A 23092-nucleotide genomic window follows, 5' to 3' on the forward strand; every position below is an offset into this window, starting at 1 on the left:
ATCACGGCGGCGCGATGCCGCCTCAGCGGCGCGCGGGCATCTGGTTGCACAGGATGATGATGGCCGCCAGCAGCGGCAGCGCGGCCATCATCAGCATGCCGAGATGGAGGTTGCCGGTCGCGGTCTTGGTCCAGCCGATGATGGCCGGCCCCCAGAAGCCGCCCGACAGGCCGATGGTGTTGATCAGCGCAATGCCGCCCGCCGCCGCCGGGCCCTTGATGTACTCGGCCGGCATGGCCCAGAACACGGTGTAGGCCATCCACAGGCCCATGGTGGCGAGCGTCAGCAGCACCAGCGTCGCCACCAGGTTGCCGTCCGCCAGCACCGAGGCGGCCAGCAGCGCGGCCGCCCCCAGCGCCGGCAGCGCGCAGTGCAGGCGCCGCTCGCCCGAGCGGTCGGACTTGCGGCCCATGTAGTACATGCCGAAGGCCGCGGCCACGTAGGGGATGGCCGCATACCAGCCGAGCCGCACGGTATCGTCCACGCCCTGCGCCTTGATCATGGTCGGCAGCCAGAAACTGATGGCGTAGATCGCCGCGATGATGCAGAAGTACGCCAGCGCCAGCACATAGACACGCGGATCCCTGGCCACCGCGCCGAAGCCATGCTTGTGCGCCGCAACCGGTCCCAGCTCGGCTTCCAGCAGCCGCTGTTCGGCGTCGCTGAGCCAGCTCGCCTGCGCCGGGCGGTCCGGCACCAGCGACAGCGCCAGCATGCCGAGCAGCACGCACGGCAGGCCCTCGACCAGGAACATCCATTGCCAGCCCGCCAGTCCGCCATGGCCCGCCAGCGCGGTCATCAGCCAGGCCGACACCGGGCCGCCGACGATGCCGCCGATCGGCCCGGCCAGGAACACGATGGCGATGGCGCGTGCCATGCGTTGCGGCCCGTACCAGCACGACAGGTAATAGATCATGCCGGGCGCGAAGCCGGCCTCGAACACGCCGAGCAGGAAGCGCATCGCGTAGAACGTCGGCACGTCCCGCACGAACACCATGCACGCCGAAGTGAGACCCCACAGCACCAGGATCCGGCTGAAGGTCTTGCGGGCCCCGACCCGCGGCAGCATCAGGTTGCTCGGCAGCTCGAACAGCACATAGCCGAGGAAGAAGATCCCGGCGCCGACGCCGTAGGCCGCGTCGGAGAAGCCCAGGTCGCTTTGCATCTGCAGCTTGGCGAAGCCGACGTTGACCCGGTCCAGGTAGGCAAACAGGTAGCAGACCAGCAGGAAGGGCAACAGGCGCCAGTTGATGCGGCTGTACAGGCTGGAAGCGCCATCCATGGCGCCCGCGGTGGGGTTGGCTAGCATGCTCGTTGTCTCCGGTGTGGTTGCGGCTCGGTGGGGCTTGGTCGGGCCCTCGTGAACGGAATCGTGGCAGCCGCCGCCCGGTTGGCAAACAGCAACTCGGGCCACACTTCGTTCTGTTCCGGGCAACGCACCGGTGCAGGTGGCCCCGCGCTGTCCGTGGCAGGCAAGGCAAGGTCCCTTCAGGTATCGTTAGCGCTGCGGCAAAAACGGCGGAACAGGCGTTCGACATGCGAGAAATCAATCAGCAGCGGCTGCGGTACTTCCGTGAAGTGCTGGCGCACGGCACCATCCGTGGCGCGGCGGAGAGCCTGAACACCTCACCCTCGGTGATCACCCGGCAGATCCGGCTGCTGGAGGAAGAACTTGGCGCGCTGCTGTTCGAGCGCGAGCCCCGCGGGCTCCGGCCCACCGCCGCGGCGGCGCACCTGGTGGAATTCTGGCGCGGCTACCGCTCGCACCAGGAGAAGCTGGAAGACCAGCTGCACGCGCTGCAGGGGCTGCAGCAAGGCGAGGTCAGGCTGGTCCTGAGCGAGGGCTACGTCGACCTGCTCGTCAACGAAGTGCTGGCGCGGTTCTGTGCGCGCTATCCGCGCCTGGATATCCGCATGGACATCCTCGCGGTCGATGGCGTGCTGGAGGAAGTGGCGGAAAGCCGCGCGCATATCGGCCTGGCCTACAACCCGCCGCCGCACCCGCGCATCGAGTACCGCGCGAGCGCGGCGCAGCCGGTGGTGCTGCTGGTCAGACCCGACCACCCGCTGGCGCTGCGCGGCGGCGCGGCCAGCGTCGCCGACCTGCAGGCCTATCCGCTGGCCATGATGCCGGCCTCGTTTGGCGTCGGCCATGCCTTGCGCATGGTCGAGTTCGCCGAGAATGTCTCGATCCGCGCGACGCTGGTCAGCAACTCGCTGACCGCGCTGAAGCAGTTCGTTGCCTACGACCGGTACATGACTCTGATCGGGGAATTCGCCGCGTACCGCGAGATCGCGGCGGGCACGCTGGCGGTGGTGCCGCTCGAGCATCCCTTGTTTCTGGGCACGCAGGCCCGGCTGCTGGTGAAAACGGGCCGCCCCCTGCCGGCGGCGGCGCTGGAACTGCTCGACCATATCGGCCGGCATATGTCGATGTTCGCGCGCCAGCGCTAGCCGCACCGCCGTGGCGGCGTCGTGCCGGCGCTGCCCGTGCGCTCAAGCGAGCGTCTGCGCGACCATGGCCGCGGCGGCCAGGCTCGAGGTGCCGATCGCCAGCCAGCATCCGAGCAGCAGCGCGCCATGGGCGAAGCTTCGGCCTGGGTTCATGGTGTGGTCTCCTGTCGGATGCTGGCGGCGTGGATCAGCGCTCGATCACCGGAGCGTGGACCGGGGCGATCGATGCGTGCGGCGTGGCGGTGCGTTGCGCCGCCTTGTGCACCATGGTGTAGGCGTAGTCGATGCCCATGCCGTAGGCGCCCGAGTGTTCCTTGGCAATGGCGGTGACGGCGTCGTAGGTGTCGCGGCTGTTCCAGTCGCGCTGCCATTCCAGCAGCACCTGTTGCCACGTCACCGGCACCACGCCGGCCTGGATCATGCGCTGCATGGCGTAGTCGTGCGCTTCCTTGCTGGTGCCGCCCGAGGCGTCGGCGACCATGTAGATCTCGTAGTCACCCTCCAGCATCGCGCTCAGTGCGAAGGTGGTGTTGCAGACTTCGGTCCACAGCCCGGCCACCACCACTTTCTTGCGGCCGGCGGCCTGCAGGGCATCGCGCACCTTCTGGTCGTCCCACGAGTTCATCGAGGTGCGCTCGAGGGTCTGCTTGCCGGGAAACACGTCCAGCAGCTCGGGGTAGGTATAGCCCGAGAACGAATCGCTCTCGACGGTGGTGATGGTGGTCGGCACGTCGAACACCCGGGCCGCCTTGGCGAGCCCGATTACGTTGTTCTTCATGGTCTGGCGGTCCATCGACTGGACCCCGAAGGCCATCTGCGGCTGGTGGTCGATGATGATCAGCTGGCTGTTGCGCGGGGTCAGGACTTCGAGCTTGGCGTTCGACATGATGTTCTCCTAAACGATTCAAATTTGTTGATTGTCGGTAGCGGCGCTTTGGGTTTGTCGCGCCGCCATGTCCAGAACTATAGCGAACGCTCTGAGGCTTTCTCTCGACACGCTTTGTCAATGTTATTCAAAAATATTGATAAATTGAGCCCGGCGCGCGCCGCGGGCGGCAGGGATTGCCTTGAGGTTGGAAATGCGAATTGTTATCATTTGTGATCGCTCCCTTTCCGCCTCGCGCCATGCCTGCCGCTTCCGTCCTCGCCCGCCATCCTTGTTTCTCCGGCCACGCCGTCCGGCTGCACGATGGCGCCGCGCACGCGGCGCTGCGGGTGCCGGCGTGAGCAAGGCGCTGCAAGCGGGCGGGTGGCGCTATCGCGCTGGCGTGGGCGCGCGCGCGGTCGCCGCCATTGCCGGCGGCTACGCGCTGGCCGCGCTGGCCACCGCGGTGCTGGCGCTCTATCTGCCGATGGCGCGGCACGATGCCGTGACCACGGCGACGCTGCTGTCCTTCGCCTTCTATGCCGGCGCGGCGGTCTGGGTGTTTGCGGTGCGTAGCGCGTGGCGCGCGTGGGCGGGCCTGGCGCTCCCGGCCGCGCTGCTGTCGGCCATGCTGGTGCTCGGGCGGGGGGCGTGATGCGCGCGGGATTCAGGCAGTCGATGGCATGGCTCCACACCTGGAGCGGCCTGCTGGTGTGCTGGGTGTTGTTGCTGATGTTCTGCGGCGGCACCGCCAGCTACTACAAGGAAGAGATTTCACTGTGGATGCGGCCGGAGCTGCATCGCACCGCGCCCGCCGATGCCGCGCAGGTACCGGCCGCGCAGATGGCACAGCAAGCCTTGCGCTATCTCGGGCGCGAGGCGCCCGATGCCGCGCGCTGGTTCGTCACGCTGCCGGATGGGCGGCGCGACGCGGTCAACGTGCTGTGGACCTACAAGCCGGGGCAGGCGCCGCTCGATGCCGACGGCAAGCCGCGCCGTTTCGACACGCGCCTGCTCGATCCGGCCACCGGCGCGCCGCTGCAGGCCGCGCGCGAGACCCGCGGCGGCGAGTTCCTCTACCGGCTGCACTTCGACCTGCATTACATGCCGGCCAGGTGGGCGCGCTGGATCGCGGGCTTCTGCGCCATGTTCATGCTGGTGGCGATCGTCAGTGGCGTGATCACCCATCGCCGCATCTTCGCCGACTTCTTCACCTTCCGGCGCGGCAAGGGCCAGCGTTCCTGGCTCGATGCGCACAACGCGCTGGCGGTGCTGCCGCTGCCGTTCCACCTGATGATCACCTATACCGGGCTGGTGACGCTGCTGTTCATGTACATGCCGTGGGGCGTCGAGGCGGCATACGGCGGCGACCAGCGCGCGTTCCAGGCGCAGACCAGGCTGCGCCCGCTGCCGCCCAAGGCGGCGGGCACGGCCGCGCCGCTGGCGAGCGTGCCCGAGATGATGGCGCAGGCCGAGCGCGCGTGGCAGGGCGGGCAGGTGCGCCGCATCGTGGTGAACCTGCCGGGCGATGCCAACGCCAGCGTGACGCTCGCGCGCGCCGAGCCCGCTACGCTGGCGCACGATCCGCACGCGCTCGAATTCGCCGGTGCCAGCGGCGCCCTGCTGGGCGCGTATGCCGGGGACAAGTCCGCCGCGGAACTGACGCGCAGCGTCATGACCGGCCTGCATATCGCCAGCTTCGCGCCCGCCGGCCTGCGCGCGCTGTTCTTCCTGTGCGGGCTGGCCGGCACCGCCATGGTGGCCACCGGCGCCATCCTGTGGGCGGTGCGCACGCGCCAGCAACAGGCCAAGGCGATCGCGGCGCGGGGACGGCCGGGGTTCGGGCTGCGCCTGGTCGAGGCGCTCAATATCGGCGCCATCGCCGGCCTGCCGGTGGCCTTTGCCAGCTACTTCTGGGCCAACCGCCTGTTGCCGGTGGCCATGGCGCAGCGGCCCGAGGCCGAGATCCGCTGGTTCTTCATCGCCTGGGCCGCGTGCGCGCTGCTGGCGCTGTGCCGGCCCACGCGCGGCATGTGGTGCGCGCAGCTGTGGGCGGGCGCGGCGATGTTCGGCACCATCCCGCTGCTCAATGCGCTGACCACCGGCTCGCACCTGGGCGTGACCTTGCTGCAGGGGCGCGGTCCGGCTGCCGTGGCCGGCTTCGACCTGGTGTCGCTGGCGCTGGGCGTGGGCCTGGGTGCGGCGGCATGGCTCACGGGCCGCCGCCAAGCCGTGGCCGCGCGCGCGGCAGCGCGCCCGCGCAGCGTCACCGCCACGCGGGAGGCCGCATGAACGCGCTGGCTGCATTCGCGCTGTCGCTGGCCGGGTTTGCCGCGCTGGCATTGTCACTGGAGCGCCACCATGCCGATATCCATGGCCGCGGCAGCATGCCGTCGCGCGGTGCGGCGGCGCGCTTGCGCCTGGCCGGTGCCGTGGCGCTGGCGCTGGCGTGGGGCCTGCATAGCGCCGCGCAGGGCGGCCCGATGGGCACGGTGTCGTGGCTGGGCACGCTGACGGCCAGTGCCATCGCCGTGGCGCTGGGCCTGTCCTACGCGCCGCGCGCGGTGCAGCGCCTGCTGCCCGGCGTGGCGCTCGTCGGGCTGGCCGGCGCGGGCGCCGGCTGGCTGTTTGCCGGTTGAGCGGCCGAGGCTGAGCGATCGCGCCGCGGTGCGCTCAGCTTGCCGGTTGCGGCCGGCCGGACGCATGGGCCGGCGCAGGTTCCCCGGCAGCGCCGACACCATCGCTCACGACATCGCGCAGGACATCGAGCAGCATCTGCGGCGGATACGGCTTGCGCAGCACCGCGACCGCGCCCAGCGCGGCGCGTTGCGCCGGCGTCAGCTCCAGTACGTAGCCGGTGGCGAACACCACCCCCAGCCCCGGCTGGCGCGCGCTCGCAGCCAGCGCCAGGTCCACGCCGGAATCCCCGGCCAGCGCCACGTCGGTCACCAGCACGTCGACCGTGTTGCCGGCCAGCATGGCCAGCGCCGCGGATTCGCTGTCCGCCTCCAGCGCGTGCATGCCATAGGCGCGCAGCACTTCCGCGGTGCCGGCGCGCACCAGTGCGTCGTCGTCGACGCACAGCACGCGCAGCGGCGCGGGCGAGACCTGCCGCGCTGTCGCGGCACCCGCGACAGCCGCGCCCATCGCGGCCATCGCGGCGCGCTGGCCGCGGTTGGCCAGCACGTGGCGCACCTTGCGCGCCAGTGCCTCGTGGGTATAGGGCTTGCTGAGCAGTTCGATGCCGGCATCGAGACGCCCGTCATGCACGATGACGCTGTCGGCGTAGCCGGAGGTAAACAGCACGCCCACGTCCGGCAGCCGTTCGCGCAGCTTGCGCGCCAGCTCGGTGCTGCGCAGCGGGCCGGGCATCACCACGTCGCTGAACAACAGGTCCACGGGCACGCCGCGTTCGGCGATGGCCAGCGCGCTGTGCGCGTCGCGCGCGCGCAGCACCTGATAGCCCAGGCTGGCGAGCATCTCGACCACCGTGGCGCGCACGTCGTCGTCGTCTTCCACCACCAGCACGGTCTCGCTGCCGCCGCGCACGGGTCCCGCGTCCAGTTCGATATCGGGGTCTTCGTCCTGAAGCACCCGCGGCAGGAACAGCGTGACCGTGGTGCCGCGGCCGGGCTCGCTGGCGATCTTCACGTGTCCGTCGGACTGGCGGATAAAGCCATACACCATGCTCAGGCCCAGGCCGGTGCCCTGGCCCTCGGGCTTGGTGGTGAAGAAGGGCTCGAACGCGCGTTCCTGCACCTCGGGCGGCATGCCCACGCCGGTGTCGGTGACCGACAGCAGCACATACTGCATCGGCGCGGCCGGCGCCGCTTCGCCGGTGGCTTCGCCCGGGCGCGCATTGCGCGCCGCGAGGGTCAGGCGCCCGTGGCCGTGCATGGCGTCGCGCGCGTTGATGGCCAGGTTCAGCAGGGCATTCTCGACCTGGAAGGGATCGACCAGCGTATTCCACAGGTCGGGCGAGACCACCGTTTCGACCTCGATGCCGTCGCCCAGCGCCCGGCGCAGCATGTCGTCCAGCGTGCGCACCAGCCGGCCCAGGTTGACCACCCGGGGCGCCAGGGGCTGGCGCCGCCCGAACGCCAGCAGCTGCGACGCCAGCTTGGCGCCGCGCGCGACGCCGGCCAGCGCGCTGCGCAGGCGCGGCCCGGCGCGGTCATCGCTGGCGAGGTCGCGCGTCAGCAACTGCAGGTTGCCGCCGATCACCTGCAGCAGGTTGTTGAAGTCATGCGCGACGCCGCCGGTCAGGTTGCCGATCGCCTCCATCTTCTGCGCCGTGCGCAGCGCCTCGTCGGCATGGCGCAGCGCGGCCTGCGCTTCGCGATCGCCGGTGACGTCGCGGCCGACGCCGTGGATATGGCCGTTGGCCGGGTCGACCGAGAGCGTCCAGGCCAGCCAGCGCAGCGCGCCGTCGGCGCGCTGCTGCCGGCATTCGAAGCGCACCGGCACGCCATCGTGGCGCAGCGCGTCCAGCTGCGCACCCGCGCCGGCGACGTCGTCGGGGTAGATGAACGACAAATACGCGCGTCCCAGCACCTGTTGCGGCGCGTGGCCCAGCGTGCGCGCCCACGCCGGGCTGACCCGCTGCAGGCAGCCATCGAAGCGCGCCACGATCAGCAGGTCTTCGCTCAGCTCCCACAGCCGGTCATGGTCGGCCACGGCCTGCGTGACCCGACGCTCCAGCGACGCGTTGAGTTCCTGCAGGCGGCGCTCGGTGGCGCGGCGCAGCGCCGACAGGCGCAGGTTGCTGGCCACGCGCGCCAGCAGCTCGCGCGCGGAAAAAGGCTTGACCAGGTAATCGTCGGCGCCGCTGCCCAGGCCGCTCACGCGCGCCTCCTCGCCGGCGCGGGCGGACAGCAGCAGCACCGGCGTGTCGCTCAGCGCGGCATCGGCGCGCAGCGCGCGCACCAGGCCAAAGCCGTCCAGGCGCGGCATCATCACGTCCGACACCACCAGTGCCGGTGCGTGCGCGCGCGCCAGCGCCAGCGCCGCCTCGCCGTCGGCGGCCACGGCGACGCGATGGCCGGCGGCACCCAGCAGGCGGCGCATGTAGTCGCGCAGGTCGTCGTTGTCGTCCACCACCAGCACCAGGGCGCCGGCATGCCCGGCATCACCGGCTTCGGCCGAGGCCTGCGCTGTGGCTTGCGCAAACGCCAAGGGCGGCTCTTCCGTTGCCAGCGGCGTTGCCGGCGGCGGCATCTCCGCCCGCGGCCAGCGCAGCGCGGTCTCGACATAGGCGCGTGCCTGCACGCTGCTGGCCGGCGGCGCGGCGTCAGCCTGCGTTGCCGCGTCAGTGACCGGATCCATGGCCGCGTCCATGGCCGCGGCCACACGCGCCGGCAGGCTCACGGTGAAGCAGGTGCCCTCGCCCGGCACGCTCTGGACCTCGATCGTGCCGCCGTGCAGCCGCACCAGTTCCTGCACCAGCGCCAGGCCGATGCCGCTGCCTTCGATGGTGCGGCCCTGGGCGCCTTCGACGCGATGGAAGCGCTCGAAGATGCGCGGCAGTTCCGCCGTCGGAATGCCGATGCCGGTGTCGCGCACGGTCAGCGCCACGGCGTCGTCGCCGTGCGGCGCGACGGCTACGGTGATGGTGCCGGCGAAGGTGAACTTGAAGGCGTTGGAGACCAGGTTCAGCACGATGGTCTCCCACATGTCGCGGTCCACTGCCACGGCGCGCGCCAGGGGCGGGCACAGCGGCGGGCAGTCGACCTGCAGCGTGATGCCGGCCGCTTCGATGCTGGCACGGAACAGCGAGGCGAGGTCCGCGGTCAGCGCGGCCACGTCGGTGGGCTGGCGGCGCATGGTCACGCGGCCGGACTCGATCCGCGAGAAATCCAGCAGCGCATTGACCAGCTTGAGCAGGCGCAGCCCGTTGCGATGCGTCATCTCCAGCATGGCGCGGTCCTCGCCGGGACCGGCGCGGCGCACCAGTTCTTCGAGCGGGCCCAGCATCAGCGTCAGCGGCGTGCGGAATTCATGGCTGATGTTGGAGAAGAACGCGGTCTTGGCGCGGTCGATCTCGGCCAGCGCCTCGGCGCGCTTGCGTTCTGCCTCATAGGCCAGCGCCGAGTGCATGGCGGCGCCGATCTGCCCCGCCGCCAGCGTCAGGAAGGCGCGGTAGCGCTCGTCGAACAGGCGGAACGGGTTCAGCCCCACCACCAGCACGCCGCGATGCGAGGCGCTGCCCGATGGCGCCACCTCGATCACCGCCGCGCGCGACGGCGGCACGCCCCAGGCGCCGCCCGGCAGCGGCACGGCGAAGCGCCCGGCCAGGCCGTCGAGCAGCACCGGCTGCTGCTGCGCCACGACTTCGGCCACGGGCCACGGCCAGTGCGCCTCCAGCGCGATCTGCGCGGGCGCGCCCGGGTGGCCGTCAGCGATGCCGATGGCGCCGGCGCGCTGCAGCATGCGCGCGCCGGGCTCGGCGACGTACAGCAGCGCGAACACGATGTCGCGCGGGTCCGCCGACAGCGCCGCCATGGCGCGCGCGCAGGCGTCGCGCCACGCGCGCGCGTCGCTGGCCGTTGCCGCCACGTCGCGCAGCACGTTCAGCTGGCGCTCGGCCAGCACGCGCTCGGTGTCGTCGCTGTTGGCGCAGATGATGCCGCCGGTGCCGCCGTGGTCGTCCGGCACCGGGCTGTAGGAGAAGGTGTAGTAGGTCTCCTCCGGGTAGCCGTTGCGCTCCATGATCAGCAGCTTCTGCTCGACGAAGGTGCCTTCGCTGCCGGTCATCGCGGTGGCGAGCAGCGGGGCGATCTCGGGCCAGATCTCGCGCCAGACTGCCGAGGTGGGCTGCCCCAGCGCGGCAGGATGCTTGCCGCCGATGATCGCCTTGTAGGCGTCGTTGTAGAAGAAGTGCAGGGCCTCGCCCCAGCCGATCCAGATCGGCTGGCGCGAGGTCAGCATGATGCGGATCGCGGTCTTGAGGCTGTGCGGCCAGCCTTGCGGCTGCCCAAGCGGGGTGGCGCCCCAGTCGAAGCCGCGCATCAGCGCGCCCATCTCGCCGCCGCCGGCGAGAAAGCCGGGCTTGTCGGCGAGCGGGACGGGCGCTTCGCTGGCGCCGGCAGTTGCGGATTCGGCCGGGGCCGGCGGAGATGGCAGGGGCGTCATGCTGGCGGCGGGTGTGCTCATGGTCGTCTCTCGGGGCGCGCCGGCCCCGGCGTCCGGCCCGCGCGTCTTGGCAGACTGTGCCTAGCCTTGCCGCGCAATGCAAGCGGGCCGCGAGGCGCCTGTCGTGGCGCACTCGCGGCCCTGGTCCGCAGCGTGCCGCAATCGGCTTACAGCGGCGGAGAGACCCAGTACGGGTCGCGCCCGTAGTATTCGTGCAGCGACTTGCCCCACTGCGGGTCGGCCATGCTCGGCCAGCTGTCCTTGTTGAAGCCCGGGGCGGACTTGATCCGGTCCGCCGTCACGGCGATCCGGAAGCACTTTTCGTCGGTATCCATGACCAGTGCGTTCCATGGGATGGCGTGCAGCGTGTCGCCCATGCCGAGGAAGCCGCCGGTGGTCAGCACCGCATAGGCGATGCGGCCGTTCGGCACGTCCAGCATGATCTCGGAGATCTTGCCGACATGCTCGCCGTCGGACGAATAGGCCTTGGTGCCATCCAGGCTGGAAGCCGCCATCACTTCCGGGCCCGGGCCTTCGCCCACGCCGGAACCGACGATGGCTGCGCCTTGACTGCTGGGAGTTTGGGTTTGCATGCTGTGCTCCTTGTCGCGAGACGGTGGAATGCATGGCGTGCGCAATGACCATGCCTGCGCCGCTTTTGCGTGATTTCCACGTGGATCGCCGCGCGGCGCCGTGCGCGGGGGACCCCGGCGGAGGTAATTCTTTCGCGAGGCTTGAAAAAACAACGCGTCCGCACGGCTGCCGCGCCGTCGCGGGGCGCGCACTACGTCGGCCGCCAGGCACCGGCTGGTGCGCCGGGACAGCGGGTGGCCGGGCCCCGCTGCCGGCAAGTGGCAGTGGCAGCCGAGTGCAGCGCGCTGGTCTTCGAGATGCCGCCGGGGTACTCCCTCTCCCGCTGGCGGGAGGGCCGGGGTGAGGGCCGGGGCCTCGACGAAGTCCCGCGCGGCACCCCGGCCCGGCCGCTTCGTCAGCCCACCCGTTTCGCCGAGATCACCGCTTCCGCCACATTGGCCGGCGCCTCGGCGTAGTGCTTGAACTCCATGGTGAAGGTCGCGCGTCCCTGCGTCAGCGAGCGCAGCGTGGTGGAGTAGCCGAACATGGTCGCCAGCGGCACTTCGGCGCGCACGATCTTGCCACCGCCGCCGGCGATGTCTTCCATCCCGTGCACCATGCCGCGCCGGGAGGACAGGTCGCCCATCACGTTGCCGGTGAATTCCTCGGGCGTTTCCACCTCGACCGCCATCATCGGCTCGAGCAGCGTTGGCCGGGCGCGGCGCATGCCTTCCTTGAACGCCATCGAGCCGGCCATGCGGAACGCGTTTTCATTCGAATCCACGTCGTGGTAGGAGCCGAACACCAGCGTGGCCTTGATGTCGACCACCGGATAGCCGGCCAGCACGCCCGACTGCATGGTCTCGCGGATGCCCTTGTCGACCGCGGGGATGAACTCGCGCGGCACCACCCCGCCCTTGATCGCGTCGACGAACTCGTAGCCGCCGCCATGCGGCATCGGCTCCAGGTTTAGCACCACGTGGCCGTACTGGCCGCGCCCGCCCGACTGCTTGATGAACTTGCCTTCGACGTCGCGCGCCGTGTGGCGGATGGTCTCGCGGTACGCCACCTGCGGCTTGCCGACCGAGGCCTCGACGCCGAATTCGCGCCGCATGCGGTCGACCAGGATTTCGAGGTGCAGCTCGCCCATGCCGGAGATGATGGTCTGGCCGGACTCCTCGTCCGTGGTCACGCGGAACGACGGATCCTCCTGCGCCAGCCGGTTCAGCGCGATGCCCATCTTCTCCTGGTCGGCCTTGGTCTTCGGCTCCACCGCCTGCGAGATCACCGGCTCGGGGAAGCTCATGCGTTCCAGGATGATGACCTTGTCGGGGTCGCACAGGGTGTCGCCGGTGGTGGCCTCCTTCAGGCCCACCGCGGCGGCGATGTCACCGGCGCGCACTTCCTTGATCTCCTGGCGCACATTGGCGTGCATCTGCAGGATGCGGCCCAGGCGCTCGCGCTTGCCCTTGAGCGGGTTGTAGACGCTGTCGCCGGAGTTGACCACGCCGGAATACACGCGGAAGAAGATCAGCTGGCCGACAAAGGGGTCGGTCATGATCTTGAACGCCAGCGCGGCGAACGGCTCGTCGTCGCTGGGGTGGCGCTCGGCTTCGCGGTCGTCCTCGGTGTGGCCGAGGATGGCAGGCACGTCGGCGGGCGACGGCAGGTAGTCGATCACCGCGTCGAGCATGCTTTGCACGCCCTTGTTCTTGAAGGCGCTGCCGCACAGCATCGGCACGATCTCGTTGGCAATGGTGCGCTTGCGCAGGCCCTGCTTGATCTGCTCCTCGCTCAGCGGCTCGCCCGACAGGTACTGGTTCAGCAGCGCCTCGTCGGCCTCGGCGGCGGCCTCGACCATCTTGTCGCGCCATTCCTGCGCGGTGGCGAGCAGTTCGGCGGGGATGTCCTGGTACTCGAAGCGCACGCCCTGGCTGGCCTCGTCCCAGACGATGGCCTTCATCTTGACCAGGTCGACCACGCCCTGGAAGTGGTCCTCGGCGCCAAGCGGAATCTGGATCGGCACGGCGCGGCCGCGCAGGCGCTCGGCGATCTGCGCCTGCACGCGGAAGAAGTCGGCGCCGACGCGGTCCATCTTGTTGACGAACGCGATGCGCGGCACCGCGTACTTGTTGGCCTGGCGCCAGACCGTCTCGGATTGCGGCTGCACGCCGCCGACGGCGTCGTAGACCATGCAGGCGCCGTCCAGCACGCGCATGGAGCGCTCGACCTCAATGGTGAAGTCGACGTGCCCCGGTGTATCGATGATGTTGATGCGGTGCTCGGGATAGTTGCCGGCCATGCCTTTCCAGAAGGCGGTGGTGGCGGCCGAGGTGATGGTGATGCCGCGCTCCTGCTCCTGCTCCATCCAGTCCATGGTGGCCGCGCCATCGTGCACTTCGCCCAGCTTGTGGTTGACGCCCGTGTAGAACAGGATGCGCTCGGTCGTCGTGGTCTTGCCGGCGTCGATATGCGCGCTGATGCCGATATTGCGGTAGCGCTCGATGGGGGTCTTGCGGGGCACAGTGTTCTCCATGGATGAAACACGCCCGAATAGAGTAGCACCACTGGCCGCTCCCCGTTGCCCCTGCCGCGGGCAGGGACACGGCTTCCGGGCCAGCCGGAGCACGGTCCCGCGCGTCTGAGGCCGGCCTAGGATTTTCGCTGCAAGCGAAGCGGATTCCTCCCATCCTGTGCGCGCCTGCGGCTCCCTATACTGGCGTGGCATCGCGCACCGGCGTGCGCCGTTCCTGCCAGCCCGTTCCAGCATCGGGATGTTGGCTCAGCCGATGCCTGCCTAGAACCTGGACCCCGCGCATGACAACCATCCTGATCGTTGACGACCATCCGGCGATGCGGCTGGTGCTCCGGCACCATCTGTCGCAACTGCTTGGCGTGGACGAGGTGATCGAGGCGGACAACGGACAATGCGCCATCGAAATGGTGCGCGCGCGCATGCCGGACCTGGTGCTGCTGGACCTCGACATCCCGCGCTCGAGCGGGCTCGACGTGGCGCCGCGCCTGCGCGCGATCCATCCGCAGGTGCGCATCCTGGTGGTGACGGCGCTGGACCCGGCGGTGTTCGTCAGCCGCTCGTGGCAGGCGGGGGCGCAGGGCTTCGTCAGCAAGACCCAGGACATCAAGGAGATCCTGCGCGCGGTCGAGGCGGTGCTGGCCGGCTATACCGTGTTTCCGGTGCTTGGCCGCGGCGGCGCGCCGCGCCAGTCGATGTCGGCCGACGACGAGATGCTGCGGCGGCTGTCCGACAAGGAACTGGTGGTGCTGCAGATGCTGGCGCGCGGCATGTCGTACAAGGCCATCAGCGAGAGCCTCTTTATCAGCAACAAGACCGTCAGCAGTTACAAGGCCCGCATCATGAACAAGCTGCAGGTGTCGTCGCTGGTCGAACTGGTCGACTTCGCGCGCCGCTGCCGGCTGACGCCCTAGCGCAGGCGCCGACGTCACTATTCGTTAGACATCGTATGACTTGCCGGCGCATGCCCGCCGCACGCGCGTCCCGCCTCAGCCTTGCGGGCTGGCCGAACCGGAGGCCTTGCGCAGCCGCTCGCGGCTGTTGGTCAGGTGCATGCGCATGGCGGCCTTGGCGGCGTCGGGGTCGCGGCGCTCGATCGCGTCGTAGATATTCTCGTGCTCGATGCTGACCCGCTCCAGGTACTGCACGCGCTCGGGGGTGTTGACCTGCAGCCGGCTGCGCGGGATCACCATGGTGCCCAGGTGGCCCATGATGTCGGTGAAGTAGCGGTTGCCGGTGGCGCGCGCGATCGCCAGGTGGAAGGCGAAGTCGCTTTCCACCGCGTCATTGCCCGCGCCCGCGCCGTGCTTGAGCTCGTCCAGCGCCTGGCGCATCGCCGCCAGTTGCGCTTCGGTGCGGCGCGCGGCCGCCAGGCCCGCCGCCTCGGCTTCGACGCTGACGCGGAATTCCAGCATCGCCATCACATCCATGGCCGTGCCGAGCGCGTCCGGCCCGATCCGGAACGGCGACGGCGCCTCGGCCGCGCGTTCCAGCACGAAGGTGCCGATGCCGTGGCGCGTTTCCACCAGGCCACTGGCCTGCAGCCGCGACAGCGCTTCGCGCACCACGGTGCGGCTGACCCCCATGGTGGCCATGATCTCGGATTCGGTGGGCAGCTTGTCGCCGGGACCGAGCTGGCCCTGGCGGATCTGCTCGCCAAGGGCTTGTACGACTTCCTCGGCAAGCGTGCGACCGCGGCGGCGCATCGGGGTGGGGGGGGAACTCGGGGTCGGTGCGAGAGGCTGGGCGTTCGGCATGGCAGCTACGTACGAATACTGGGATACGGGCGGGGTTTCCCGGACTTGACCGGTGCAAGATTGCCTCATTATACTGGGTTATCAGTCATACGATGACAGATAACATACGCAACACAGAGGCCCGGGTGGAGAATGGTACGCCCGCGGCCATGCCGGAGACAGTCCCGAGATGACCCTTACCGCCAACCCCATGGCATCCGCCCACACCCCGGTCGTGACCGAGCTGACCGTGGTGCCCGTCGCCGGGCATGACAGCATGCTGATGAACCTGTCCGGCGCCCATGGCCCGTACTTCACGCGCAATATCGTGATCCTGCGCGACAGCGCCGGCCATACCGGCGTGGGTGAAGTGCCGGGCGGCGAAGGCATCCGCCAGACCCTGGAAGACGCGCGCCCGCTGTTGGTGGGCCAGCCCATCGGCCAGTACCAGGCCCTGCTGAACCGCGTGCGCGCGGCCTTTGCCGGCCGCGATGCCGGCGGCCGTGGCCTGCAGACCTTCGACCTGCGCATCACCATCCACGCCGTCACGGCGCTGGAGGCGGCGCTGCTCGACCTGCTCGGCCAGCACCTGGAGGTGCCGGTGGCCGCGCTGCTGGGCGAAGGCCAGCAGCGCGACGCGGTCGAGATGCTGGGCTACCTGTTCTATATCGGCGAGCGCCAGCGCACCACGCTGGACTACCGCACCGAGCCGGACGCGGACAACGCGTGGTTCCGCCTGCGCAATGAAGCGGCGATGACGCCCGAGGCGGTGGTGCGCCTGGCCGAGGCGGCGTATGAGCGCTACGGCTTCAACGACTTCAAGCTCAAGGGCGGCGTGCTGCGCGGCGACGAAGAGATGGAAGCGATCCTGGCGCTGGCCGAGCGCTTTCCCAAGGCGCGCATCACGCTGGACCCCAACGGCGCCTGGTCGCTGGCGGAAGCGGTGCGCCTGTGCCGCGACAAGGGCGGTGTGCTGGCCTATGCCGAAGATCCGTGCGGCGCTGAGGACGGATACTCGGGCCGCGAGATCATGGCCGAATTCCGCACCGCCACCGGCCTGCCCACCGCCACCAACATGATCGCCACCGACTGGCGCCAGATGGGGCACGCGGTGCGGCTGCAGTCGGTCGACATCCCGCTGGCCGACCCGCACTTCTGGACCATGCAAGGCTCGGTGCGCGTCGCCCAGATGTGTGCCGAGTGGGGCCTGACCTGGGGCTCGCACTCGAACAACCACTTCGATATCTCGCTGGCGATGTTCACGCACGTGGCGGCGGCCGCGCCGGGGCGCGTCACCGCGATCGACACGCACTGGATCTGGCAGGACGGCGAGCACCTGACCCGCAACCCGCTGAAGATCGAAGGCGGGCTGGTGCAGGTGCCGAAGACCCCGGGGCTGGGCGTCGAGCTCGACCCGGATGCGCTGGCGCGCGCGCACGAGCTGTACCAGCGCAAGGGCCTGGGTGCGCGCGACGATGCCGCGGCGATGCAGTTCCTGATCCCGGGCTGGAAGTTCAACAACAAGGCGCCGTGCATGGTGCGCTGACGCGGCACCGGCGACGACGCCAACGGCCATTGCCCGTCATCCATCCCGGGGCGGCAGGCCTCTCTCATCAAAACACTGCAGGAGACAACCATGTACACCTTCCAACGCCAGGGCGCGCCGCGCCTGCACCACTGGCTGCGCGCCTGCGCGCTCGGCTCTGTCGCCGCGGTCGCGGCGCTGAGCTTGAGCGCCCCGGCCGGCGCCGCGGCGCAGGACTGGCCGCAACGTCCGGTATCGGTGGTGGTGCCGTTCCCGCCGGGCGGCTCCAGCGACGCCATCGCGCGCATGCTGACGGTGCCGCTCAACGAGAAGCTGGGCCAGCCGTTCGTGATCGACAACCGCCCGGGCGCGACCGGCGCCATCGGCGCCACCTACGTCAAGCGCGCGCCGGCCGACGGCTACACCATGATGGTGGCGTCGATCGGCGTCTATGCGGTCAATCCGTTCCTGCAGAAGAACCTGGCCTATGACCCGGCCAAGGACTTCGACCTGCTGACGGTGGCGGTGCGCGCGCCCAACGTGCTGGTGGCCAACCCGCAGTTCCCCGCCAATACGCTGGCGGAACTGGTGGCCTACATGAAGAAGAACCCGGGCAAGGTCAGCTTTGCCTCGTCCGGCGCCGGCTCGTCCGACCACCTGACCGCGGCGCTGTTCTGGCAGAAGAGCGCCACCGACGGCCTGCACGTGCCGTACAAGGGCGGCGGCCCGGCCATCTCCGACCTGCTGGCCGGCCAGGTGGACGTATCGTTCCAGAACGTCAACGCGGTGCTGCAGCACATCCGTGCCGGCAAGCTCAAGGCGATGGCGGTGACTTCCGACAAGCGCTCGCCGGTGCTGCCCAATGTCCCCACCATGGCCGAGGCCGGGATCAAGGATGTCGAGGTCTACTCGTGGCAGGGCGTGGCCGCGCCGCGCGGTCTGCCGCCCGAGATCAAGAGCCGCCTGCACGGCGCGCTGGTGTCGTCGCTGAACGATCCGAAGATGCGCCAGAAACTGTCCGAGAGCGGCTTCGAGGTGGTGGCCAATACCCCCGAGCAGTTCAACCAGTTCGAGGCGCAGGAGCTGCAGCGCTGGAAGACCGTGATCGAGAAGGGCAAGATCTCGCTGGACTGATCACCGCCGCATAAAACCCAATACCAACGCACCGATCGCGCCGGCCCCGCACGTGCATCGTGCCGCGCCGGCGCGCGCCCTCGACTGGAGACCACAGCATGACCTACGGACGCCGCAACTTCCTCAAGCAATCCTCCGCACTGGCCGCCGGCCTTGCCGCCGGGCCGCTCGCCGGCCTGTCGCCATCCGCGCACGGCGCGAACTGGCCCAATCGCCCGATCCGCCTGGTGGTGCCATACACCGCCGGCGGCTCGTCCGACATCATCGCGCGCCTGGTCAGCAAGCAGCTGGGCGAGGCGCTGGGCCAGTCGGTGGTGGTGGATAACCGCCCCGGCGCCAACGGCAACGTCGGCGCGGCACTGGTCGCGCAGGCCACCGACAACCATACGCTGCTGCTGTGCGATATCGGCGCGCTGGCCATCAGTCCGTCGGTCTATACCAAGCTGACCTTCAATATCGCCAAGGACCTCAAGCCGGTGTCGATGCTGGCGTATTCGCCGCACCTGCTGGTGGTGCATCCGTCGGTGCAGGTGTCCAGCGTGAAGGAGCTGGTGGTGCTGTCGCAGCGCAGCCAGCTCAACTTCGCCGTGACCGCGATCGGCAGCGCGCCGCACCTGGCCGGCGTGGCGGTGGAGCAGGCCACCGGCGCCAAGTGGCAATACGTGCCGTACAAGGGTGGCTCGCAGGCCATTGCCGACACCGTCGGCGGCAGCGCGCAGGTGCTGATGAACGGCATGCTCGCCACGCTGCCGCATGTGCAGTCGGGCAAGCTCAAGCTGATCGCGCAATCCAAGCGCACGCGCATGCCGCTGCTGCAGAACGTGCCGACCATCGCCGAGCAGGGCGTGCCGAACTTCGAGTCGGGTACCTGGCAGGGCGTGATGGCCCCGGCCAGCATGCCCGACGCGATGGTGGCGCGCATCAGCGCCGAACTGATCCGCATCATCCGTGCGCCTGACCTGCGCGCCCAGCTGGTGGCGCAGGGTGCCGAAGTGGTGACAATGACGCCGGGGGAAACCGGCAAGTTCTTCGTCGCCGAGCAATCGCGCTGGGCGGGGGTGGTGAAGCAGGCGGGGATCAAGCTCGAGGCTTGATGGTTTGCTCCCCTCTCCCGCAAGCGGGAGAGGGAGTACCCAATCGGGATTGGAAAAGACTGCGGAATTTCGCTGTGTCCGTAGACTTTCGCCGCGTCCAAAAAGCAAAAAGCCCCGCACCAGGCGGGGCCGCATCGCATCGTCTCTCGCTATTTCCGCAGCGCCGCCGGCAGCAATCCCTGTGGCAGGTTCTGGTAGCAAACCGGACGCAGGAAGCGATCGATCGCCGTGGCACCGACCGAAGTCGTACGCACGTCCGAAGTCGCCGGGAACGGCCCGCCATGCACCATCGCGTACGCGACCTCGACCCCGGTGGGATAGCCGTTGCACAGCACGCGCCCGGCCTTGCGCTCCAGCACCGGCAGCAGGCGCTGCGCGGCGGCGTGGTCGGCGTCGTCGAGCTGCATCGTCGCCGTCAGCTGGCCTTCAAGCTGGCGCGCCACGTTCAGCATCTCGTCCATATCGCGGCACACCACCAGTACCGTCGACGGGCCGAACACCTCGGCCTGCATGCGATGGTCCGCCAGGAACTGCGCGGCGGTGGTTTCGAACATCTCCGGCCGGGCCTGGTTGGCGCCGCCGGCGTCCACGCCATTGCCGATGCGCTGCAAGCCGTCGAGCGATGCCAGCTGGGCCACGCCCTGCTGATACGCGGCATGGATGCCGGGCGTCAGCATGGTGGCGGCCGGCTTGCCTTGCAGCGCGCCGAGCGCCGCCGCGCGGAACTTGTCGAGCGCGGGGCCTTCGATGCCGATCACCAGTCCGGGGTTGGTGCAGAACTGGCCGACCCCGAGCACCAGCGAATCGACCAGCTGGCGGCCGATCTCCTCGCCGCGCGCGTCGAGCGCGGCGGGCAGCAGGAACACCGGGTTGATGCTGCTCATCTCGGCGTACACCGGGATCGGCTGCGGGCGCGCGTTGGCGGCGCGCATCAGCGCCATGCCGCCGGCGCGCGAGCCGGTGAAGCCCACCGCCTGGATCGCCGGATGCGACACCAGCGCCGTGCCGATGGCATTGCCGACGCCGACCAGCAGCGAGAACACGCCCTCGGGCAGGCCGGCGTCGCGCACCGCCTGCTGGATCACGCGCCCGACCAGCTCGGAGGTGCCCAGGTGCGCCGGGTGCGCCTTGACCACCACCGGGCAGCCCGCGGCCAGCGCCGCGGCCGTGTCGCCGCCCGCCACGGAGAAGGCCAGCGGAAAGTTGCTGGCGCCGAACACCGCAACCGGGCCGATGGCGATGCGCTGCATGCGCAGGTCCGGGCGCGGCGGATTGCGCTCGGGCAGCGCGGGGTCGAAGGTGGCTTGCTGCCAGCGGCCCTCGCGCAGCACCGTGGCGAACAGGCGCAGCTGGCCGGCGGTGCGGCCGCGCTCGCCCTGCAGGCGTGCGATCGGCAGCGCGCTTTCCAGGTGGGCGCGCTCGATCAGCGTGTCGCCGAGCGCTTCGAGGCCCGTGGCGATGGCCTCGAGGAAGGCCGCGCGCTGTTCGGGCGTGGTGTTGCGGTAAGTGTCGAAGGCCGCTTCGGCCAGCGCGCAGGCGCGCTCGACCTCGGCCTCGCCGCCGCCGTGGAAGTCGGGGCCGATCGCCGCGCCGGTGGCGGGATTGATCGCCTGCAGCGTCGCTTCGGTGCCGCGCACGGCTTGCGCGCCGATCAGCATGTCGCCGGTGATTTGCATGGAAGGAATCCTTGTCAGCGTTGGAATGGGAAGCCGGCCGGAGGGCATGCGCCCCGCGGCCGGCTGGTCGGAATGCAAGGCGAGGACGGCGCGCTGGCCGTCCGCGTGCGGGGTTACTGCGGGCCGAGCTTGTTGATCAGTGCGCCCAGCATCTCCATTTCCTCGCCGGTCAGGTCGGTCAGCGGCGCGCGCACGGGGCCGCCGTCGCGGCCCACCAGGCGCGCGCCCGCCTTGACGATGCTGACCGCATAGCCGGCCTTGCGGTTGCGGATGGCGAGGTAGGGCAGGAAGAAGTCGTCGATCAGGCGGCCGACGGTGTCGTGGTCGTCCGCGGCGATGGCGCGGTAGAAGTCCATCGCCGTCTTCGGGATGAAGTTGAACACCGCCGACGAATACACCGGCACGCCCAGCGCCTTGTAGGCCGCGGCATAGACCTCGGCGGTGGGCAGGCCACCCAGGTAGGAGAAGCGGTCGCCCAGCTTGCGGCGGATGCTGACCATCGCTTCGATGTCGCCCACGCCGTCCTTGAAGCCGATCAGGTTGGGGCAGCGCTCGGCCAGGCGGGACAGCTGTTCGGCGTTGAGCTTCGAATTGGCGCGGTTGTAGACGATCACGCCGATATCGACCGCCTTGCAGACTTCTTCCACGTGGGCGGCAATGCCGTCCTGGCTGGCCTCGGTCAGGTAGTGCGGCAGCAGCAGCACGCCGGCGGCGCCCAGGCGCTGGGCTTCCTGCGCATAGGCAATGGCGGTGCGGGTCGGGCCGCCGGCGCCGGCGAGGATCGGCACCTTGCCGGCGCAGGTGCGCACCGCGGTGTCGACCACGGCCGAGTAGTCCTGCGGCGTCAGCGAGAAGAACTCGCCCGTGCCGCCGGCCGCGAACAGCGCGGTGGCGCCGTAGGGCGCCAGCCATTCCAGGCGCGCGGCGTAGGACTTCGGCGCGAAGTCGCCCTGGGCGTCGAAGTCGGTGATGGGGAAGGACAGCAGGCCTTCGGAGACGATTTGCTTGAGTTCGTTCGGTGCGAGCATTGCGGCAATCCAGGGCGGGCCGATGGCCCGGGGTGGCAGAAGCGGCTGAACTGCGGCATGGCAGTTCAGTCGAGTTATCAGTCATCGTACGACAAGAGGCCGGGGAAGGCAATAGCTTGTGGGGCGTACCGCGGGTTAACAGGGAGCCCGCGCGAAGTGCCTTGCCGGTGCGCGCTTTAGCTTCCGACTGCAACTGCCTTGCCCGGCACCGGTGTCTGCTGGCAGGCGATGTTGTAGGACAACGTAAGTCGTGTGCCGGATGATCCACTCAGTCAATTTGAACCGACCATGCAAAGCTTCCGTGCCACGGTACGCCGCCGGCTGGCACACTGGCGACCTGGACCAAAGGGGAGAGCGCGGTGGGAGAGTTACAGGCCTTGCTGGAAAACCACGGGCTGATGCTGGTGTTCCTGAACGTACTGGTCGAGCAGGCCGGGCTGCCGGTGCCGGCCTATCCGATGCTGTTCGTCGCCGGCGCGCTGGGCGTGCAGGACACCGGGCCATCGATCGGCGCGGTGCTGGCCGCGGTCATCGTCGCCTGCCTGATTGCCGACACCGGCTGGTACTTTGCCGGGCGCCGGCTGGGGCAGCCGATGCTGCGCACGATCTGCAAGGTATCGATCTCGCCCGACTCCTGCATCCGCCAGACCCAGTCGCTGTACCTGCGCGTGGGGCCGCGCTCGCTGGTCGTGGCCAAGCTGCTGCCGGGTGCGGGCGCGCTGTCGACCGCGATGGCCGGCATGACCGGCACGCCATTGCCGCTGTTCCTGTTCTACGACGCGATCGGTGCGATGGTATGGGCCGGCAGCGGCCTGCTGATCGGCGTGGTGTTCAGCGACTTTATCGATGCCATTCTCGAAGGCTTCAGCACGTATGGCCATATGGCGCTGGTGGCGGTGGTCGGCGCCTTCCTGGTATTCCTGGCGTGGCGCTCGTGGCGCCGCCTGCGGCTGCTGCGTATTACCAAACGCGTGCCGCGCATGAGCGTGGATGAGCTCGAATCGCGCCGGCTGGCCGGCGCGTTGCCGGTCGTGATCGACGTGCGCGCCCACGGCGACGTGCCGATGGAGCGCATTCCCGGCTCGATGGTGCTCGACATGCAGGGCGCGCTCGACAGCCTCGACGCGCTCGGCGTGACGCCCGCCGAGGCCGACATCGTGGTCTATTGCGCCTGTCCGAACGAGATGTCGGCGGCGCTGCTGGCCGAACGCCTGCGCGTGGCCGGTTATCCCCGCACCTGGGCGCTGGCCGGGGGCTTCGATGAATGGAAGCGGCGGCATGGCGCCACCGTGCCGCCTGCCGTCTCCCATCCCGAACCGGGCCAGGCGACGGCGCGCTGAGCC

General features: G+C 69.7%; 17 protein-coding genes. 9 read left to right on the forward strand and 8 right to left on the reverse strand.

The window, feature by feature from the left end:
- Positions 1–22: 22 nt before the first annotated feature.
- The gene (locus CBM2586_RS17400; RefSeq protein ID WP_115688896.1) at positions 23–1309 is read right to left on the reverse strand and encodes an MFS transporter; all 1287 of its coding nucleotides are present in this window, start codon (positions 1307–1309) and stop codon (positions 23–25) included.
- Between the two features lie 227 nt (positions 1310–1536).
- Here CBM2586_RS17400 and CBM2586_RS17405 point away from each other — a divergent pair, with 227 nt between their 5' ends.
- Positions 1537–2454 (forward strand): LysR family transcriptional regulator, encoded by a 918-nt coding sequence (locus CBM2586_RS17405; RefSeq protein ID WP_115665775.1) that lies wholly within the window; start codon positions 1537–1539, stop codon positions 2452–2454.
- A 187-nt stretch (positions 2455–2641) separates the two neighbouring features.
- Here CBM2586_RS17405 and CBM2586_RS17410 read toward each other — a convergent pair whose 3' ends face one another.
- Entirely contained in the window at positions 2642–3340 is a 699-nt protein-coding gene (locus CBM2586_RS17410; RefSeq protein ID WP_115665774.1) for a hydrolase, read from the reverse strand.
- A gap of 337 nt (positions 3341–3677) precedes the next feature.
- On the opposite strand from CBM2586_RS17410, the gene CBM2586_RS17415 reads away from it, so the two are divergent.
- From CBM2586_RS17415 to CBM2586_RS17425, 3 genes are read left to right on the forward strand one after another with little or no spacing between them, the layout of a single operon-like run.
- Positions 3678–3974: a DUF3649 domain-containing protein gene (locus CBM2586_RS17415; protein ID WP_231942653.1), complete on the forward strand. Its 297-nt coding sequence runs from the start codon at positions 3678–3680 to the stop codon at positions 3972–3974.
- Positions 3974–5611 (forward strand): PepSY-associated TM helix domain-containing protein, encoded by a 1638-nt coding sequence (locus CBM2586_RS17420; RefSeq protein ID WP_115688898.1) that lies wholly within the window; start codon positions 3974–3976, stop codon positions 5609–5611. The genes CBM2586_RS17415 and CBM2586_RS17420 overlap by 1 nt, the downstream gene beginning before the upstream one ends.
- Positions 5608–5958 (forward strand): DUF3325 domain-containing protein, encoded by a 351-nt coding sequence (locus tag CBM2586_RS17425; RefSeq protein WP_115665772.1) that lies wholly within the window; start codon positions 5608–5610, stop codon positions 5956–5958. Before CBM2586_RS17420 ends, CBM2586_RS17425 begins: the two co-directional genes overlap by 4 nt.
- Before the next feature lie 34 nt (positions 5959–5992).
- Here the strand turns inward: CBM2586_RS17425 and CBM2586_RS17430 are convergent, their stop codons facing one another.
- The 3 genes from CBM2586_RS17430 to fusA form a co-directional block, all read right to left on the reverse strand.
- Positions 5993–10471: a response regulator gene (locus CBM2586_RS17430; protein WP_115688900.1), complete on the reverse strand. Its 4479-nt coding sequence runs from the start codon at positions 10469–10471 to the stop codon at positions 5993–5995.
- Between the two features lie 146 nt (positions 10472–10617).
- Positions 10618–11043 carry a PRC-barrel domain-containing protein gene (locus CBM2586_RS17435; protein WP_115665770.1) on the reverse strand — a complete coding sequence of 142 codons (426 nt, stop codon included), beginning with the start codon at positions 11041–11043 and terminating at the stop codon, positions 10618–10620.
- Between the two features lie 395 nt (positions 11044–11438).
- Entirely contained in the window at positions 11439–13547 is a 2109-nt protein-coding gene (gene fusA / locus CBM2586_RS17440) for an elongation factor G (RefSeq protein ID WP_115665769.1), read from the reverse strand.
- A 293-nt stretch (positions 13548–13840) separates the two neighbouring features.
- Here fusA and CBM2586_RS17445 point away from each other — a divergent pair, with 293 nt between their 5' ends.
- Positions 13841–14470 (forward strand): response regulator transcription factor, encoded by a 630-nt coding sequence (locus CBM2586_RS17445; protein ID WP_026164172.1) that lies wholly within the window; start codon positions 13841–13843, stop codon positions 14468–14470.
- Positions 14471–14545: 75 nt separating this feature from the next.
- Here the strand turns inward: CBM2586_RS17445 and CBM2586_RS17450 are convergent, their stop codons facing one another.
- The gene (locus tag CBM2586_RS17450; RefSeq protein ID WP_115665768.1) at positions 14546–15313 is read right to left on the reverse strand and encodes a FadR/GntR family transcriptional regulator; all 768 of its coding nucleotides are present in this window, start codon (positions 15311–15313) and stop codon (positions 14546–14548) included.
- A 169-nt stretch (positions 15314–15482) separates the two neighbouring features.
- Here CBM2586_RS17450 and gudD point away from each other — a divergent pair, with 169 nt between their 5' ends.
- The 3 genes from gudD to CBM2586_RS17465 all read left to right on the forward strand — a co-directional run bounded on the left by gudD (position 15483) and on the right by CBM2586_RS17465 (position 19045).
- Positions 15483–16838 carry a glucarate dehydratase gene (gudD, locus tag CBM2586_RS17455; protein ID WP_115688902.1) on the forward strand — a complete coding sequence of 452 codons (1356 nt, stop codon included), beginning with the start codon at positions 15483–15485 and terminating at the stop codon, positions 16836–16838.
- Between the two features lie 90 nt (positions 16839–16928).
- Positions 16929–17951 (forward strand): Bug family tripartite tricarboxylate transporter substrate binding protein, encoded by a 1023-nt coding sequence (locus CBM2586_RS17460; RefSeq protein ID WP_115665766.1) that lies wholly within the window; start codon positions 16929–16931, stop codon positions 17949–17951.
- A gap of 98 nt (positions 17952–18049) precedes the next feature.
- Positions 18050–19045: a Bug family tripartite tricarboxylate transporter substrate binding protein gene (locus CBM2586_RS17465; RefSeq protein WP_115688904.1), complete on the forward strand. Its 996-nt coding sequence runs from the start codon at positions 18050–18052 to the stop codon at positions 19043–19045.
- 149 nt (positions 19046–19194) lie between these two features.
- Here CBM2586_RS17465 and CBM2586_RS17470 read toward each other — a convergent pair whose 3' ends face one another.
- Positions 19195–20721: an aldehyde dehydrogenase (NADP(+)) gene (locus tag CBM2586_RS17470; protein ID WP_115688906.1), complete on the reverse strand. Its 1527-nt coding sequence runs from the start codon at positions 20719–20721 to the stop codon at positions 19195–19197.
- Positions 20722–20834: 113 nt separating this feature from the next.
- Positions 20835–21749, reverse strand: a complete 915-nt coding sequence (gene kdgD / locus CBM2586_RS17475; protein WP_115665763.1) for a 5-dehydro-4-deoxyglucarate dehydratase — start codon at positions 21747–21749, stop codon at positions 20835–20837.
- Positions 21750–22108: 359 nt separating this feature from the next.
- On the opposite strand from kdgD, the gene CBM2586_RS17480 reads away from it, so the two are divergent.
- Positions 22109–23089 (forward strand): DedA family protein/thiosulfate sulfurtransferase GlpE, encoded by a 981-nt coding sequence (locus CBM2586_RS17480; RefSeq protein WP_115688908.1) that lies wholly within the window; start codon positions 22109–22111, stop codon positions 23087–23089.
- Positions 23090–23092: the final 3 nt, after the last annotated feature.

It is taken from the genome of Cupriavidus taiwanensis (genome assembly GCF_900250115.1).
GTDB lineage: Bacteria > Pseudomonadota > Gammaproteobacteria > Burkholderiales > Burkholderiaceae > Cupriavidus > Cupriavidus taiwanensis_B.